This window comes from Algoriella xinjiangensis, from assembly GCF_900115015.1.
GTDB lineage: Bacteria > Bacteroidota > Bacteroidia > Flavobacteriales > Weeksellaceae > Empedobacter > Empedobacter xinjiangensis.
On the sequence record NZ_FOUZ01000003.1, the window covers coordinates 68,154 to 85,069 of the forward strand.

The 16,916-nt window shown below is 31.7% G+C and carries 14 protein-coding genes and 2 tRNA genes; 6 read left to right on the plus strand and 10 right to left on the minus strand.

The features are described 5' to 3' along the window. Positions 1–27: 27 nt before the first annotated feature. A complete protein-coding gene (locus BM072_RS03475; RefSeq protein ID WP_092906594.1) occupies positions 28–1,461 on the minus strand; it encodes an amino acid permease in 1,434 nt (477 codons plus the stop codon). A 191-nt stretch (positions 1,462–1,652) separates the two neighbouring features. Here BM072_RS03475 and BM072_RS03480 point away from each other — a divergent pair, with 191 nt between their 5' ends. Further along, positions 1,653–2,825, plus strand: a complete 1,173-nt coding sequence (locus BM072_RS03480) for a hypothetical protein (protein ID WP_092906596.1) — start codon at positions 1,653–1,655, stop codon at positions 2,823–2,825. On the opposite strand, the gene BM072_RS03485 is transcribed toward BM072_RS03480, so the two are convergent. From BM072_RS03485 to BM072_RS03525, 9 genes are all read right to left on the minus strand, one after another. Next, positions 2,809–3,723 (minus strand): hypothetical protein, encoded by a 915-nt coding sequence (locus BM072_RS03485; RefSeq protein WP_125113488.1) that lies wholly within the window; start codon positions 3,721–3,723, stop codon positions 2,809–2,811. The two genes, BM072_RS03480 and BM072_RS03485, sit on opposite strands and share 17 nt — an antisense overlap. Positions 3,724–3,777: 54 nt before the next feature. Then, positions 3,778–3,852: transfer RNA gene (locus BM072_RS03490), tRNA-Pro, on the minus strand. 56 nt (positions 3,853–3,908) lie between these two features. Next, a tRNA-Pro gene (locus BM072_RS03495) sits at positions 3,909–3,983 on the minus strand. Positions 3,984–4,043: 60 nt separating this feature from the next. Then, positions 4,044–5,228 (minus strand): tryptophan synthase subunit beta, encoded by a 1,185-nt coding sequence (trpB, locus tag BM072_RS03500; protein ID WP_092906600.1) that lies wholly within the window; start codon positions 5,226–5,228, stop codon positions 4,044–4,046. An 11-nt stretch (positions 5,229–5,239) separates the two neighbouring features. Next, positions 5,240–5,911, minus strand: a complete 672-nt coding sequence (locus BM072_RS03505; RefSeq protein WP_092906602.1) for a phosphoribosylanthranilate isomerase — start codon at positions 5,909–5,911, stop codon at positions 5,240–5,242. Next, positions 5,908–6,693, minus strand: a complete 786-nt coding sequence (trpC, locus tag BM072_RS03510; RefSeq protein WP_092906604.1) for an indole-3-glycerol phosphate synthase TrpC — start codon at positions 6,691–6,693, stop codon at positions 5,908–5,910. The genes BM072_RS03505 and trpC overlap by 4 nt, the downstream gene beginning before the upstream one ends. Then, entirely contained in the window at positions 6,690–7,676 is a 987-nt protein-coding gene (gene trpD, locus BM072_RS03515) for an anthranilate phosphoribosyltransferase (RefSeq protein WP_092906606.1), read from the minus strand. Before trpD ends, trpC begins: the two co-directional genes overlap by 4 nt. Positions 7,677–7,679: 3 nt before the next feature. Then, on the minus strand, positions 7,680–8,243 hold the full coding sequence (locus BM072_RS03520) for an anthranilate synthase component II (RefSeq protein ID WP_092906608.1): 564 nt from the start codon (positions 8,241–8,243) through the stop codon (positions 7,680–7,682). Positions 8,244–8,246: 3 nt separating this feature from the next. Continuing rightward, positions 8,247–9,641 carry an anthranilate synthase component I family protein gene (locus BM072_RS03525; protein ID WP_092906610.1) on the minus strand — a complete coding sequence of 465 codons (1,395 nt, stop codon included), beginning with the start codon at positions 9,639–9,641 and terminating at the stop codon, positions 8,247–8,249. Positions 9,642–9,918: 277 nt separating this feature from the next. On the opposite strand from BM072_RS03525, the gene BM072_RS03530 reads away from it, so the two are divergent. The 5 genes from BM072_RS03530 to BM072_RS03550 all read left to right on the plus strand — a co-directional run bounded on the left by BM072_RS03530 (position 9,919) and on the right by BM072_RS03550 (position 16,898). After that, complete coding sequence (locus BM072_RS03530; RefSeq protein WP_092906612.1) at positions 9,919–10,695, plus strand: enoyl-CoA hydratase/isomerase family protein; 777 nt, start codon at positions 9,919–9,921, stop codon at positions 10,693–10,695. Between the two features lie 52 nt (positions 10,696–10,747). Then, entirely contained in the window at positions 10,748–11,524 is a 777-nt protein-coding gene (locus tag BM072_RS03535) for an SH3 domain-containing protein (protein WP_092906614.1), read from the plus strand. Positions 11,525–11,528: 4 nt separating this feature from the next. Continuing rightward, positions 11,529–12,233, plus strand: coding sequence for an SDR family oxidoreductase (locus BM072_RS03540; RefSeq protein ID WP_092906616.1), 705 nt, complete (start codon positions 11,529–11,531; stop codon positions 12,231–12,233). Positions 12,234–12,356: 123 nt separating this feature from the next. Continuing rightward, entirely contained in the window at positions 12,357–13,403 is a 1,047-nt protein-coding gene (locus tag BM072_RS03545; protein ID WP_092906618.1) for a glycosyltransferase family 9 protein, read from the plus strand. A gap of 105 nt (positions 13,404–13,508) precedes the next feature. Continuing rightward, the gene (locus BM072_RS03550) at positions 13,509–16,898 is read left to right on the plus strand and encodes a hypothetical protein (protein WP_245752043.1); all 3,390 of its coding nucleotides are present in this window, start codon (positions 13,509–13,511) and stop codon (positions 16,896–16,898) included. The last annotated feature ends 18 nt before the right edge of the window (positions 16,899–16,916 follow it).

The window sequence follows — 16,916 nt, forward strand, 5'->3', positions numbered from 1 at the left end:
CCACTCAATTTTGAGTGGATTTTTTGTTTATAATTGTTTTGCTTTATTTCGTTTTACAATAAGGTAAGAGATGTATAAAAATAACATCCAAATTGGTATTAATTCTACCGAAATTTTCAATCCTGTAAACCACATAATAACTAATACACCGAATAAAAACGCCAAACAAATGTAATTGCTTATCGGATATAAAAACGACGGAAACAATGTTTTCGTTTTTTCAATATCCTTTTGTTGACGATATTTTAGATGTGTTATCGAGATCATAATCCAGTTGATAACTAATGATGATACAACCAAAGACATCAAGACATGAAACGCACTTTCTGGAATTATTTTATTGATCAGAATACAAATTGCAGCAAATACAGAAGAAACCATAATTGCCATAATTGGAACATGATTTTTACTTAATTTACGCAAAAATTTTGGTGCATTTCCTTGTTCAGCCAAACCAAATAACATTCTACTATTGCTGTAAACAGAGCTGTTGTAAACAGATAAAGCAGCTGTTAATACAATTACGTTTAATGCGTTTGCAATTAGTTTAGAAAAAGAAATATCATAACCAAAAAGATTAACATTTAATCCATTCAAGTTTTCAAAAACCATTACAAAAGGACTACTTTTATCTGTAATATTTTCCCAAGGAGAAAGTGAAAAAAGTATAATTAAAGCTCCTACGTAAAATATTAAAATTCTGTAAATAACTTGATTTGTTGCTTTCGGAATATTTTTTTCTGGATTTTCTGCTTCCGCAGCTGTAATTCCAATCAATTCTAATCCTCCAAAAGAAAACATAATTAGCGCCATGGCGGCTAATAATCCCTGAAAACCATTTCCGCTATTGCCACTTAACCAACCTTTTGGAAAAAATCCGCCGTTGTTCCATAAGTTGCTAATTGTTGCTTGTTCGCCTCCAGTTCCGCTGATTAAAAGGTAAGTACCAAAAACAATCATCGCTAAAATTGCGATTACTTTGATAATTGAGAACCAAAATTCGGCTTCACCAAACATTTTTACAGAGCCTAAATTTAGTGCGTTAATCACTAAAAAGAAAAATAAACTCGATGCCCAAAGTGGAATTTCTGGCCACCAAAATTGTACATAAATTCCAATTGCAGTTAATTCGGACATACTTACCAAAATGTAGAGAATCCAATAATTCCAACCAGAAGCAAATCCTGCAAAAGGTCCCCAATATTTATAGGCAAAATGACTAAAACTCCCCGAAACAGGTTCGTTAACAACCATTTCTCCAAGTTGTCTCATTATAAAAAAAGCGATAATTCCAGCAATTGCATATCCAAAAATAACAGATGGTCCTGCAAGTACGGCAGCGGGTCCAATTCCAAGAAATAATCCAGTTCCAATTGCGCCTCCTAAAGCAATTAATTGAATATGACGATTGGTTAATCCTCTTTTCAATTCTTTGTTTTCAGTAAATTCTTTTTGACTCACGTTTTGTGTATTAATTTGTTAAATATATGTAAAATCTGTAGTTTAAAAGAACAAAATAAAGAATTGTCTTGTTTGAATTAAATATTTTAACAATTATCAAACCAACGTATTTCTGTGTTAAATCGGTAAATATAATTGATTATTTGAATTGTTTTTTTAGATGAATTTATAACTTTATAAAAATCAATCTTATGAAAAAATACGCCCTTGTAATATTCCTTTTTATTTTATTTCCGATTCAATTATTTGCCGACGGACCATTTTTATATTCGTTGCCGTTTAATGTTTATCCAGCCGATGCGGTTCTTGAAAAAACGTCAGAAAAAGGAATTGATTATCCAGCTTTCGAAAAATATTTGTTAGATGATAAAAATGAATTAGGTAAAAAAGTGGCTTTAATTTCGGGATTGGAAGTTTATTTTGTAGTTAACGATACTCAAAAATCTTATTTTGTAGATTACCGTGAAAAGTTTAAAAACACGGTTGAGAAAAAATATAAAACGACGATAGAAGATAAAAAAGTACCGATTAATTATCGTTTTGTTTACACGTTGATGAAAGATTATGATTCAGAATCTCCAAATATAAAGGCTTATAAAAATTTTGTAGACGAAAATCAGCAAAGTCGAACATTGCAAACGATCCATGTTTTTGCATTTAATTTTGATATGATGTGGAATCCTGAACGTAAAAAATATGATGATATAAATAATTTTAAGACGCAATATGAAGAAAATTATTTCATGAATTTTGACAATTTTTCAAATGATGTTCCGATAGATATTTTAAATCAAATGGTAGAAATTTCTGTTCTAGGATCAGATTGTAAATATGATTTAAAATGTTTAGTACCAGATAATGATAAAGAATTAAGCGCTTTGAATACAAAAAAGCAGTTTGTTTTAAATAAAATAGCGAATGCAGAATCTTTACCAGGAATGGTTGTTTCTGAAAATGCAGCTGATATTGGATTGAATGCTTTTCAGTGGATTGGAGATGAAAGTCAGAATGTAGAAAATTTAAAAATTTCCGCGAATCAAAAAGAGTTAATCAATTATTTTATCGCCAATGAAACATATCAAATGATAAATCATGTGGATAATTTGAGTGTTTATTTCTCAGATTTAGGAAAGTCGAAAGCGCAATTAGCTAAATTAAATTTATCCAAATCTTTGGGTAAAAATGAGTCAAAAACGAATAAATCTTTTGCTGAACTAAAGAAGGTTTTTAATAAAGACAACAATTCGTCAATTGCAATGTCTGATGGAAATACATTGGATGATTTAAGAAATTTGATTTATTATTTATACACTAATCTACAAGAATTAACTAAAATTTATACGAATATCACGAAAAATCAATAGGTTTTGGATATGATTTTTTCTGAATGAAATAAATACTTAACATAAAAAAAGTACTCATAATCAAAGTTGCAAAAGGTAAATATTCAAGCGATTTTTCAGGTAAAATCATAGGTAAAATTACCATCGCAAATGCGGGCGGTAATCTAAGATTCATTAATTTAAGAAGTAATGTAACTGCTATTAAATCAATTAGTCCAGCAATTAATAAATTATCAATGTAATTTATCGTTAAACAGCCAATTAAGCTTGCGATAAATAAGGTCAAAATTCTTTTTGCTCTAATTTTTAGCTTTAATGCAGGATTATTTAAGGATTCAAAAGCAACGACAATTACGGGTGGAATTGCCGAAAAATAAATAAATCCAGAAAAATAACACACTAAAAACCAAATCAAACAAAGTCCAATTAACCAACGGTTATGGCTTTCGTAAATTATCGGAACCGAATTTTCGGTTGGTTTTATATTGAATAATTTTATAGCAAAATATAAAAGGAGTACGAAAAAAATAATTGCGATTAAAAATAAAAACGAATGTGCATTTGTTACAATTGGTAAAAGTCCGGTTGCTAATGCAGGCGCTAGTTGACTTTTAAATATTCGGAGAAAAGCTAGCATTCCAATTAAAACTAACATCAATTTTAAGGATAAAATTATGGGTAGAAAATTAATTCCGAAACCTAATATTGCTGTAATTGATGGAAGTAAAAAGATATGAATTGGACGCTGAATCCATTTATTTTCTCTGAAAGTGATGATTCCAACTGATAAAGCGGCTATTTCTGGAAGAATAATTTCCTTGTCTTTAAAGAAAATTGCAGTAGCAATCATGATTAAAATTAACAGAAACGCAATGCTGTAGGATAGGAATGATTCTTTGTTTCCGAGGAGTGATTTCATGAATTAAATGTATAAAAAAAAACCTTTGTAATTTTTACAAAGGTTTTTTTGTTGTCGGGGTGGCAGGATTCGAACCTGCGACCTCCTGCTCCCAAAGCAGGCGCGATGACCGGGCTACGCTACACCCCGATTCGGTCATTCTTATTTTAAATAATCAATTCTATCAGCAATTTATTGAAAAATTGTCGGGGTGGCAGGATTCGAACCTGCGACCTCCTGCTCCCAAAGCAGGCGCGATGACCGGGCTACGCTACACCCCGATAGATTTGATTATCGTGGGTGCAAATTTACAACTACTTTTAGGAGATATCCAAATCTTTTTATGAATATTTTTCTGAAACTTTCATATACGTTTCCAAGTCTTTATCTCCGCGACCCGAAAGGTTCAGAACGACAATGTCTTGCGGTTTAAAATTCATTTTTTCTAACGCAGCTAAAGCATGTGAAGATTCTAATGCTGGAATAATTCCTTCTATTTTTGTTAATAAAAAAGCCGCTTCTAGTGCTTCGTCATCAGTTGCATTTAAAAATTCTGCACGACCAGTTTTAAATAAATGTGCATGTAATGGTCCAACTCCAGGATAATCTAATCCAGCAGAAATAGAATATGGTTCTACTATTTGACCATCTTTATCTTGCATTAATAATGTTCTACTTCCGTGTATAATTCCTTCTGTACCTTTTATTGTTGTTGCAGCAGTTTCCCCAGATTCTACTCCTAAACCAGCTGCTTCTACAGCAATTAATATTACATTTTCATCATCCAAAAAATGATAAAAAGCACCTGCCGCATTACTTCCGCCACCAACACATGCAATCACATAATCGGGCGTTTCTTTACCATATTTTTCATTCAACTGAAAACGAATTTCTTCAGAAATAATTGATTGAAATTTTGTAACCATTGCAGGATAAGGATGCGGACCAACAACAGAACCAATGATATAAAATGTTTCAGGATTGTTTATCCAATAACGAATGGCTTCGTTTGTTGCATCTTTCAATGTTTTACTTCCAGAAGTTGCAGGAATTACTTTTGCACCTAACATTTGCATACGCGCAACATTTGGAGCTTGACGCGCAATGTCAATTTCTCCCATAAAAACAGTACATTCTAAATCAAGTAAAGCACAAACGGTTGCAGTTGCTACACCATGTTGTCCGGCACCTGTTTCAGCAATAATTTTTGTTTTACCCATACGTTTTGCTAATAATGCTTGCCCAATTGCATTGTTTACTTTATGTGCGCCGGTATGGTTTAAATCTTCTCGTTTTAAAAGAATATTTGTATTGTATTTTTTAGAAAGATTTGGCGCATAATATAAAGGACTTGGACGCCCAACATAATCTTTTAAAAGTAAATCAAACTCATTTTTAAACTCTTCGGTATCCGAATATTTGTCCAATGCTTCTTTTAATTCTTCGCAATTATGGTGCAATAATTCAGGGATAAAAGCTCCTCCAAAATCACCATAAAATCCTTTTTCGTTTACTTCGTATTTCATTTTGTTTCTTTTTAATTTTGTTCAATTCTTCCATCAATTGTATCGATGAATTGTTTTACTTCTTCAATTTTTTTGATTCCAGGTTCAACCTCAAATCCACTGTTTATATCAAAACCGATACATTGTGGATGTTGAAAGTTTTTTAATAAAAAAGCATCTTCTAATTGTATTCCACCGCTTAATAAAAACGGTGTTGATAACTGATAGTTTGTTAACAGTTGCCAATCAAATTTGCGTCCAGTTCCGCCGTAATCAACAGATTTTGTGTCAAATACAAAACTATCAACAACTTGTTGATAAGTGGTTAATTGGTTAAAATCTTCTTCGGATTTAATTCCAATTGCTTTCCATATTTTGAAATCTAAAAAATCATCATCAGTCAATAAATATTGATGTTTAGCATTGATTAATTCTTCGCAAAAAAATGCATCTTCATCTCCATGAAGTTGAACAACATCTAATTTATAATGTTTTACTTTTTGAAGAATATTTTCGATAGATTCATTCACAAAAACACCAACTTTTTCGGCATTTGGAAAAATAGAAAAAATGGTTTCGTCTTTTACAAAACGAGCAGATTTTGGATAAAAAATAAAGCCAACATAATCTGGTTCGAGTTGAGTTAAAGTCGTAAAATTTTCGACATTATTATTTCCGCAAACTTTTATTTGAAAACGTTTCATTTTGATTCTTTTACAAATTCTTTAAATGCTTCTGTCGGATTTTCATTTTTCATGAAATTTTCTCCAATTAAAAACGATTGAAAACCTGCTTTTCGTAATTCTTTTACCGTTTTTGGGTCAGAAATTCCACTTTCTGCAACTTTTATTAAATCTTTCGGAAGTTGCTTTAAAATCTGTTTTGATTTTTCTATATCAACATGAAAAGTTTTCAAATCACGGTTATTAATTCCAATCAAATCAATAAATTCATTTACTTTATCCAATTGGTCTTCCGAATGCAATTCTAACAAAACCTCTAAGCCAATTTCTTTTGCTATTTTTGCTAAATTGTAAACTTCATCTTTTGTCAAACATTCTGCAATAAGAAGCATCAAATCTGCACCAATCGCTTTTGTTTCGTAAACTTGGTATTCGTCGACAATAAAATCTTTTCGCAAAACAGGAATTGATAAAGTTGCTTTTGCTTGTTTTAAATCTTCAAAACTTCCACCAAAAAAAAGTTCATCTGTTAAAACTGAAACAACCGAAGCGCCATATTTTTCGTATCCAGCAACAACATATTTTACATTTGCATCTTTATTTATAAAACCTTTTGAAGGAGATTTGCGTTTAAATTCTGCAATAATTCCAGATTTTGATTCGTCCAAAATTGATGCTTTTGAAGAAATGACAGGAAGATTAAAATTTTCCGAATTTTTAAAATCTTCGATAGAATTAATTTTCTGTTTTTCTAAAATTTCTATTCGTTTTTGATCAACGATTTCGTCTAAAATTGTTTTCATGGTTGGATTAGTTTTTGAAATACATTTAAGGCTTTTTTACTTTCTAAACTTTCGTTTGCAATTGCTACACATTCAATTAAATCTTTTGTTGGATAAATCGTTTTCAAGGCTAAAGCAGCATTTGCTAAAACCACTTCTTTTTGAGCTTTTGTCGAATTATTTTCTAAAACACTTAAAAATAATTTTGCATTTTCTTCAATCGATTTTCCACCTTTTATATCGTTTGGCGAATAAGTATTCAGTCCAAAATCTTTACTTTCTAGTATAAATTCTCCCGTATTGTTGTACACTTTTGTGGGCGATGTTAACGATATTTCGTCATAACCAGCCAATGCTGTTGAAATTGAATATTCGACACCAGAATTTTGCATCACATAATGATATAAACGTGCGGTTTTGACATCGTAAGTTCCTAAATTTTGAAAATTTGGTTGAACAGGATTAACCAAAGGACCCATTAAATTGAAGAACGTTTTTACAGCCAAACCTTTTCTGATTGGAGCAACTTTAGCCAAAGCAGGATGAAATAACGGCGCGTGCAAAAATGTAATTCCAACTTCGTCAAATTCCTTTTTCAATTTATCTTGATTTGTCGAAAATTGATACCCAAAATTATCCAACATATTTGAAGCTCCACTAACAGAAGACGCTCCATAATTTCCTTGTTTGATGATTTTTTCGCCCGCACCAGCCAAAACAAAACAGCTAAGCGTAGAAATATTAAACGTGTCTTTGCCATCGCCGCCCGTTCCTACAATATCAATTGCTTGTTTTGGTAAATCAATTTTCAAACATAAATCTAACAAAGCTCTGCGGTAACCTTTTAGCTCATCAAGCGTAATATTTCGCATGTTAAAAACGGTCAAAAAAGAAGCTAATTCGACTTGCGAATATTTTTCTTCCGAAATCTCAACCATAATTTGATAAGCTTCTTGCTCGGTTAAGGTATAATTTTCGAATAATAAATTTAATAACTTTTTCATTGTTTAAGCTTCTAACCAGTTTTTAATCATCTCGTCTCCAAGTGGTGTTAGGATTGATTCGGGATGAAATTGTACACCACGAACATCGTAAGTTTTATGACGCAAAGCCATAATTTCTCCTTTTGGACCAACGGCTGTAATTTCTAAATCTTCAGGAAAATTTTCTGTAGAAACTACCCAAGAATGATAACGACCAACTTCTAATTCTTTTGGTAAATTATTGAATAAAATATCGTTTTTAATTACAGTAATATCTGATTTTACACCATGAAAAACTTCTTGTGTATTTAATAATGTTCCACCAAAAACTTCTCCAATTGCTTGTTGACCTAAACAAACTCCAAAAATTGATTTTGTTGCAGCGTATTTTTCAATAATAGGTTTCAAAAGATTTGCTTCATCAGGAACTCCAGGACCAGGAGAAAGTAATATTTTATCGTATTGATCAACTTCTTCTAACGAGATTCCATCATTGCGAACAACCGTAATATCGTTTGCAAATTTCTTTACACTATGCACCAAATTATAGGTAAAAGAATCATAATTATCAATGACTAAAATTTTCATAGTTTATAGGTTTTGAGCTATTTCTATTGAACGACGAAGCGCTCCTAATTTGTGATTAACTTCTTGCAATTCGTTTTCTTCGACAGATTTTGAAACAACACCAGCACCAGCCTGAAAAAACAATGTATTTTGTTTACTAACAAAAGTTCGGATTGCGATGGCCATATTTATATCGCCATTAAAACCGATATAACCAATTCCGCCACCATAAACACCACGATTTTGATTTTCGTACGTATCTAATAATTGCATTGCTTTAAACTTTGGTGCGCCCGAAAGTGTACCAGCTGGAAAAGAATCTGCAAAAACTTTCATTGTATTTGTATTAGATTCTAAAGTTGCCGTAACCTTAGAAACCATGTGAATAACATGCGAAAAATATTGAATTTCTTTGTATTGACTAACCTTTACATCTGTCGAATTTCGGCTTAAATCATTTCTAGCCAAATCAACCAACATCACATGTTCTTCGTTTTCTTTTGGATCAGCAATCAATTTTTCCGTTAATTCTTTGTCTAAACTTGGACTTCCAGTTCTGCGAACTGTACCCGCAATTGGATGAATTTCGGCGTGATTATTATTGATGATAATTTGCGCTTCTGGCGAAGAACCAAATATTTTATAATTTCCGTAATCAAAGTAAAATAAATAAGGCGATGGATTTACCGAACGTAAAATGCGGTAAACATTGAATTCGTCACCCGAAAATTTTTGTTTGAATTGACGAGATGGAACAATTTGAAAAACATCGCCACGAAAACAAGACTGTTTACATTTTGAGATAATTTCTTTGAATTCGTCATCCGTTAAATTTGATTCGATTTCGCTTTCGACATTAAAAGGATATTCGACCAAAGATTTATTATGAACAACACTTTTTATTTCTGAAAACTTAGACGTTATTTCATCATTTTGAAATTCAATAAACTGAATTTCGTTGTGAAAATGATTAAAAACAACTATGTTTTGATAAAAAGAATAACAAAATTCTGGTAGTGTAGCTTCGTTTCCTTTTGCTGTAAATTTTACTGTTTCAAAATACGGAATCGCATCCCAAGCAATGTATCCAAATAAACCATTTACAGGTAAATCTTCAGCATCTTTTATATGAAATTGACTGCTGAATAATTTAAATTTTTCAGTCAAATCTTGCCCATTCAATGGATATTCTTTTACTTCTCCGTTGTCATAAGTTTCGGTTACAATTCCTTTCGAAACTTTGAATGTTGCAATAGGATTTAAGCAAACAAATGAGTTGGCATCTGTCTTAGAATGATAATCAGAACTCTCTAATAATAAGGCGTTCGGATAGATGTCGCGCAACTTTAGGTAAAGTAGAACAGGTGTTGTTAAATCCGCTAAAACGGTTTCTTTCTGTATGTTAAATGTTAAATTCATTTGATTATTTTTAGGTTTAGAGCAAAAAAAAAGGCTTGTCAGTTCCGACAAGCCTTTTCTACATATAATTACATAGAGGTCTCACGAACCAACGTTTTGCTGTTCGATAAACCACCACCAATTATTTGTGAATAATGTTTTCATTGTGACAAATGTATAAAGGATTTTGAACTATGCAAATTATTTTTTGCTAAATTTTTGTAATCATTTTAAAACTTAATTTTTTAGTTCATCTAACAATTAATATTTTTGATAGAAATAATAAAACACAAACAAAATGGAATATAAATATGAAAACTTACTTGTAGAAGTAGAAAATAAAATTGCGTTAGTTACTTTAAATCGTCCACAAGCATTAAATGCATTGAACAAAGGTTTGTTGGATGATCTTTCAATTTTTTTGACAGATGCTGATTATGATTCAGATATCCGTGTCGTTATTTTAACTGGTGCTGGCGAAAAAGCTTTTGTTGCTGGAGCAGATATCAAAGAATTTGCAAATTTTGATGGTAAAGAAGGGCAACAATTGGCAGCAAGTGGTCAAGAAAATGTATTCAATAAAATCGAAGATTTTCCGAAACCAATTATTGCAGCTGTTAATGGTTTTGCATTAGGAGGCGGATTAGAATTAGCAATGGCATCACATTTTCGTATCGCATCTAGCAATGCAAAATTAGGATTACCAGAAGTAACTTTAGGCTTAATACCAGGTTATGGAGGAACGCAACGTTTACCAAAATTAATAGGAAAAGGACGCGCAATGCAAGCAATAATGACGGCTGATATGTTTTCGGCAACTCGCGCTTTAGAAATTGGATTGGTAAACGAAGTTGTAGAACAAGCAGATTTAATTAATCGTGCAAAAGAAATTGCAACTAAAATTACCAACAATTCTTCTGTTGCAATAAAACATGCAATTAGAGCAATTAACGCTTCGGATAAAGAAACTGGTTTTGAGATTGAAATTGAAAGCTTTGGAAATTTATTTGAAGAACATGATTTTAAAGAAGGAACAACTGCCTTTGTAGAGAAAAGAAAACCAAATTTTAAATAATAATTAATCAAAAGCTTCAAGATTTCTTGGAGCTTTTTACTTCAAACAAACAATGAAAAATAGAATCTTCATTATCGTTTTGCTGATGAGCACATTCGTGTTTTCGCAAGAGTTGTATAATGTTATAGCGCCAGAAGGTTTAACGGTAAGAACAAGTCCTAATGGAAAAAGAATCGGTGTAATTCCGTACGGTTATCAAGTAAAAATTACAGAAAAAGGAGAAGCATTTTCGGTTTTAGATAATGGTAAAGCAAAAAGCGGTAATTGGGTAAAAATTGACCTTAATTCGACCAATTTAATTGTAGATAAAGGCATGGAAAATACTTTAGATTCTGCGAAACTTTATGCATTTAGTGGTTATTTAATTACCCAACAAAATTTTATTCATCAATTTGAAAGAGAGATTGCAAAACATTCAGTTTTAAAAGATTTTTATTTAGCAACAGCTTACAAATGCTTTGTAATAAAAGGTGATTTTTTTGGAGATGGAGTAGTAGATTATTTGTTTAGAATGATTGCTCCGAACGGAAAAACACGCTTATTGATTGTAAATAATTTAGCAAAAGGAAGTCAAGTTTATGGTTTAGGAAGTGAGAAAGATCCGTTCAAAATTACAAATTATGATTTTGGCGTTTTAACAGTTGTGCCAAAAGGAACGCCGCTTTGGTCAAACTCTTTGAATGGTGTAAAACGAAATTTAAATGGAATTTCCAAAAATGAAATCGTAACTTTAACGTACGATGCAATTTATGTGCATCAAGATAATAAAAAAGAAGGTGGTTATATTTATCGAAAAGATGGTAAATGGAATTGGTTAAATCAAAAATAAAATTATGCAAAATATAGAAGGTAAAGTCGCGTATATAACAGGCGGAACAAAAGGAATTGGTTTCGGAATTGCAAAAGCTTTGGTAGAAAATGGTGTTAAAGTTGCCATTTCTGGACGAAATTTAGCAGATGCCGAAAAAGCAAAACATCAATTGGGTAATCAACATGTTTTGGCTATTCAGTCGGATGTCCGAAATTATGAAGACGAAGTAAAAGCTGTGGATCAAATCATTGCATCTTTTGGTCGTTTAGATATCGTAATTGCAAATGCTGGTTTAGGAAAATTTGCGCCGATTGATGAATTGTCTTTAGAAGATTGGAATGCGATGATTGAAACAAACCTTAATGGTGTTTTTCATACGATGAAAGCAACGGTAGAAGCGCTTAAAGTTTCGAAAGGATATTATATTTCTATTGCTTCTTTGGCGGGTACAAATTTCTTTGCAAACGGAGCTGGTTACAATGCTTCAAAATTTGGAGTTGTAGGTTTTACGCAGGCTGCAATGTTAGATTTACGTAATTATGACATCAAATGTTCTACAATTATGCCAGGATCTGTAACTTCTCATTTTAACGAACATCAACCAAATGAAGAAGATGGATGGAAAATACAACCAACCGATATAGGACAAATGGTAGTTGATTTATTACGAATGAACCCGAATGTTTTACCAAGTAAAATTGAAGTTCGTCCAACGAAAACTAAATAATTTTAAGGCCTCATTTTGAGGTCTTTTTTCGTTTAAAAAAAGATTTTATTTTCCTACTTAGTTTACATAGATTAGTAGACGGAAAATAACACAATTTCTGAACACTATTTTTAAGAAGAAAAGATGAGTTTTAAATTAAAAGTAAACGCTTACCGACGCAAAATAATGCGTGGTTTAACGGGGAATATAGGAAAAGGTTCGTTGGATAATATCAAAGAAAACGAGACGATTTCTATAAAACGAGTACTTGTAAATCGACCAAATCAACGATTGGGTAATACTTTGTTAATGACTCCTTTGATTCAAGAAATCGTAAAAAATTATCCTAATGCAGAAATTGATTTATTTGTAAAAGGAAAAGTTTCGCCAATTGTTTTCGAGAATTATCCGCAAGTAAAACAAATTATAGAGCTTCCTAAAAAACCATTCAAAGAGTTGATTGCTTATTTAAATGTTTGGTTAAAAATTAGAAAACATAAATATGATTTAGTAATAAATGTAGACAAACAATCGTCATCTGGGCGACTTTCTACTTCTTTTGCTCAATCAAAATATAAACTTTTTGGGGATGAATTTTTATCTGATACAAACCAAGAAAATCAATTGCATCAAGCGCAGTATCCGGTTTATCAATTCAGAAAATTCTTAGAATTATTTGATAAAATAGAAAGGACAGAAGCTATTCCATCTTTAAATATTCAGCTTAGCGCAAAAGAAATAGAAGACGGAAAAAAATTATTGAATGAAATTGTAAAAGATCCAACCAAAAAAACGTTGGCATTTTTCACATTCGCAACAGGAACAAAATGTTACGATGTAGTATGGTGGGACGAATTTTATGCGATGTTTTATCCAAAATATGAAGAAGAATATAATTTAATAGAGATTTTACCGGTCGAAAATATTTCGATGTTATCGCATAAATTACCTGAGTTTTATAGCAAAGATGTTCGCGAAATTGCAGCCGTAATGTACAATTGCGAGTTGTTGATTGCCGCAGATTCTGGAATGATGCATTTAAGTTGTGCAGCGCCTGTTAAAACAATCGGATTGTTCAAATCTGAAGGTTTCTTAGAGCGCTACAAACCTTATGGTGAAGGAAATGCAGTGGTAATTGCGAAAGATGATAATCAAGCAGGAGTTTTTGCTAAAATGGAAGAATTGTTATAAAAATTGTTTCATTTAAAATCTTTTTTACTTTAAAATTTTAATTCAAAAAAAGCGTTATTCAATAAAAGTCATTTGCAGTTTCGTGTATTATTTTTTCTGAGTTTTATGTTTGCGAGTAATTTTTTACACGCACAAAATTTTGGGTGGAAAAATCCAAACCTTAGAAAAGATTCTGTACAGATTTCTGACACTGTAAAGCTTTCAAATAAAGGAATTTTACCCGAAAAATTCTCTGTTTTTGATTCGCTTGGAAATCTTATCTCCAGCGATTTTTATACCATTAATTACGAACGAAACGAAGTTTATTTTCAGCCAACTTTAGCCAAACAAATGGTGAAGATTAATTATTTTGTTAACCCAAAATTAGCTGAATCTGTTTACTATGCAAAAGACCCGAATTTAATTATAGAGGACGCTAAACCAATTGATATTTTTCATCAAATCGAGCCAAATTCTAAACAAGGCAAACAAGATGTTTTTGATGGATTGAACAGCAAAGGTTCTATGGTTCGTGGAATTCGATTTGGGAACAATCAAAGTGCGTCGGTTCAGTCTTCGTTAGACTTGGAATTGTCTGGAAAATTATCTGAAGATATTACTGTTAATGCGGCTATTGCGGATAATAATGTTCCAATAGAATCGGATGGTTATACACAAAATCTACAAGAATTTGATAAAGTTTATATCGAATTAGCGAACAAAAATTCTAAAATTAGAGCGGGACATATTGATATAAATACCTCGCAAGATCAAAATTATTTTAATCCATTTAATCAAAAAGTTACCGGCTTACAAATCGGAACTCGTTTGCAAGGCGAAAATTCGACGACGAATATTTTTGCTTCGGGAAGTATTACGCGAGGCGAATTTATGCGTGTTAATTTTGTTGGTCAAGACGGTAATCAAGGACCATACAGACTTTCTGGGAAGAATAATGAATTGTATGTAATCATTATTTCTGGAAGCGAAAAAGTATATATTGACGGCGTTTTGTTAGAGCGCGGCGAGCAAAATGATTATGTGATAAATTACAATACGGGAGAAATTTCGTTTACTTCAAATCGATTGATTACGGCGAATACGCGTATCAATGTCGAATATCTTTACAATAGTCGAAATTACTCGCAAATGCTTTTGTACGGCGGTGCTGAATATGAATCTGAACGATTAAAACTTTCGGGATATTTCTTTTCGCAAGGCGATTCAAAAAATAATTCGTTGGGAACAGATTTATCGGACGAAGAAAAGCAAATTTTAGCAAATGCAGGAAATGATCCTTCAAAAATGTACACTGTTTCGGCAGAGAAAACGGCATACGATTCGAACAAAATTTTATATAGAAAATTAAGTTTAAACGGTGCAGATATTTTTGAATATTCGATTGATCCAACTGAAGATTTATACCAAGTTTCTTTTACTTATTTAGGCGCTAATCAAGGAAATTATCGTCAAACAAATGCAAATCAAAACGGAAAAGTTTTTGAATATTTAGAACCAGTTGCAGGTGTTTTACAAGGAGATTATGAACCAATTAAGCAATTAATTTCTCCTAAAAAACTTCAGATTTATACATTAAATGGTCAATATCAGTTAAAAAATAAAGGAAATTTCGGTTTTAATATCGGTTTAAGTAATTATGATCAAAACTTATTTTCGTCGATTGATGATAAAAATAATTCGGGATTAGCGACGCGACTTTATGGTGAAAAATCGTTTGAATTTAAAGATTGGAAAATTACTCCTTTTGTTGAATGGAATTATATCAATAAAAATTATAAAAGTGCTGAGCGTTTACGTTCGGTAGAGTTTGCACGTGATTTTAATTTAGAAAATGAATTAAGCGGTGTCGATCAAAATTTTATAACAGCAAAAGTAAATTCGACTTGGAAAGAAAAATTGAATGCGCAATATAAATTTGATTATTTAGAGAATACAGGATTGTATAAAGGTTTGCGAAATCAGGTTGATATTTCGTTTAAAACACAAAAAGATGAGGTTGTTGCGCAGGCCAATATTTTGTCGACAGAAGCGTTAGATCGCAATACAAATTTTGCGCGCTATATGGTTGATACAAAACGTAAAATTGGTAAAAAGTTTTGGGTTGGCGCACGTTATTGGGGCGAAAATAATGCGATAGATGATGTGTTGTTAAATGATAAATCGAATTTGAGTTTTAAATGGAATGAAATTCAAGCAAAAGCAGGATTTGTAGATTCGTTAGGTAGAAAAATAGATTTGACGGTTTATCAGCGTCAAGATGATTCGATTCGATTAGGTAATTGGGAGAATATTCAGTTGAGTAAAGGATTTATTTTTAACTCGAATTTAATTCAAAAAGCCAATCATCAATTAAGTTTAAATTTTCATTATCATAAAGTAAATTATCAATTTACGAATGATAATGATGAAGATTTTATGACTGGAAATGTAAAATGGTACAAAGCATTTTTTAACCAAGGTTTGCAGTTAAATGTAGATTATGAGGTTGGTAGCGGCGTAGAACCACAGCGCGAATTTCAGTACGTGAAGGTTTCGGATGGAATGGGAATTTACAAATGGACGGATTATAATGGCGATGGAATTGAGCAAATTGATGAGTTTGAAGTGGCTGAATTTATTGACCAAGCAAATTATATTCGCGTTTATACCAATACAATTGAATATTTGAAAACGAATAAAAATCAATTCAATTTTACATTGCGTTTTCGTCCAAAAGAAGTTTTTAAAACTGAAAATGAATATTGGAATCGTTGGATGTTTCAACAGTCTATTGCTGCAACAAATTCGTTACGAAAAGAAGGTTTTACTTTAGAATGGAATCCTTTTACCAATTCTGCTCAAATTTTAGGAAAAACGAGAAGTATTCGTTCTTCTATTTTTTACAATCAAGGTGCGCAATATAAATGGTCTACAAATTTTATTTATAATCAACAACAGTCTCAAACATACGTTTATACGGGGTCAGAAAATCGTAATTCGGATAGTTATTTGTTGCAAACACGTTACAAGATTTTACCTGATTTAATCAGTAGTTTTGATGCGGAATATTTGGTAATTAATAGTGATTCGGAATTATTTTCTAGTCGTCGATATAAATTAAATAACATCAAATTTTCGCCTAAAATAACGTATCAAACAGAGAAATCTATTGTTGCTTCGTTGTTTTATAATTATCAGAATAAGAAAAATATTTCGGGAGAAGAAAAGTTAAATCAATCTGATTTAGGAACCGAAATTCAATGGAATAATTCGGATAAAATGAGCTTGTTAGGAAGTTTTAGTTTTATCAATAATAAATTTATTGGTAACCAAGAATCTGTTGTCGGAAATCAAATGATGGAAGGTTTACGTGCCGGAAATAACTTTGTTTGGCAATTGCAATTGCAGCGTCAAATTACATCATTTCTACAATTAAATATTTCGTATGATGGGCGTAAAACTGAAGAGAATAAACCAATACATACGGGGAGCGTACAAGTGCAAGCGAGGTTTTAAGAAATAAAAAAGACGTTC

What these genes read in the sequence shown, in the direction of transcription:
- BM072_RS03480 (WP_092906596.1), top strand. Translation starts at nt 1,653, where the DNA reads ATGAAAAAATACGCCCTTGTAATATTCCTTTTTATTTTATTTCCGATT.
- BM072_RS03485 (WP_125113488.1), bottom strand. Translation starts at nt 3,723, where the DNA reads ATGAAATCACTCCTCGGAAACAAAGAATCATTCCTATCCTACAGCATT.
- trpB (WP_092906600.1), bottom strand. Translation starts at nt 5,228, where the DNA reads ATGAAATACGAAGTAAACGAAAAAGGATTTTATGGTGATTTTGGAGGA.
- BM072_RS03505 (WP_092906602.1), bottom strand. Translation starts at nt 5,911, where the DNA reads ATGAAACGTTTTCAAATAAAAGTTTGCGGAAATAATAATGTCGAAAAT.
- trpC (WP_092906604.1), bottom strand. Translation starts at nt 6,693, where the DNA reads ATGAAAACAATTTTAGACGAAATCGTTGATCAAAAACGAATAGAAATT.
- trpD (WP_092906606.1), bottom strand. Translation starts at nt 7,676, where the DNA reads ATGAAAAAGTTATTAAATTTATTATTCGAAAATTATACCTTAACCGAG.
- BM072_RS03520 (WP_092906608.1), bottom strand. Translation starts at nt 8,243, where the DNA reads ATGAAAATTTTAGTCATTGATAATTATGATTCTTTTACCTATAATTTG.
- BM072_RS03525 (WP_092906610.1), bottom strand. Translation starts at nt 9,641, where the DNA reads ATGAATTTAACATTTAACATACAGAAAGAAACCGTTTTAGCGGATTTA.
- BM072_RS03530 (WP_092906612.1), top strand. Translation starts at nt 9,919, where the DNA reads ATGGAATATAAATATGAAAACTTACTTGTAGAAGTAGAAAATAAAATT.
- BM072_RS03535 (WP_092906614.1), top strand. Translation starts at nt 10,748, where the DNA reads ATGAAAAATAGAATCTTCATTATCGTTTTGCTGATGAGCACATTCGTG.
- BM072_RS03540 (WP_092906616.1), top strand. Translation starts at nt 11,529, where the DNA reads ATGCAAAATATAGAAGGTAAAGTCGCGTATATAACAGGCGGAACAAAA.
- BM072_RS03545 (WP_092906618.1), top strand. Translation starts at nt 12,357, where the DNA reads ATGAGTTTTAAATTAAAAGTAAACGCTTACCGACGCAAAATAATGCGT.
- BM072_RS03550 (WP_245752043.1), top strand. Translation starts at nt 13,509, where the DNA reads ATGTTTGCGAGTAATTTTTTACACGCACAAAATTTTGGGTGGAAAAAT.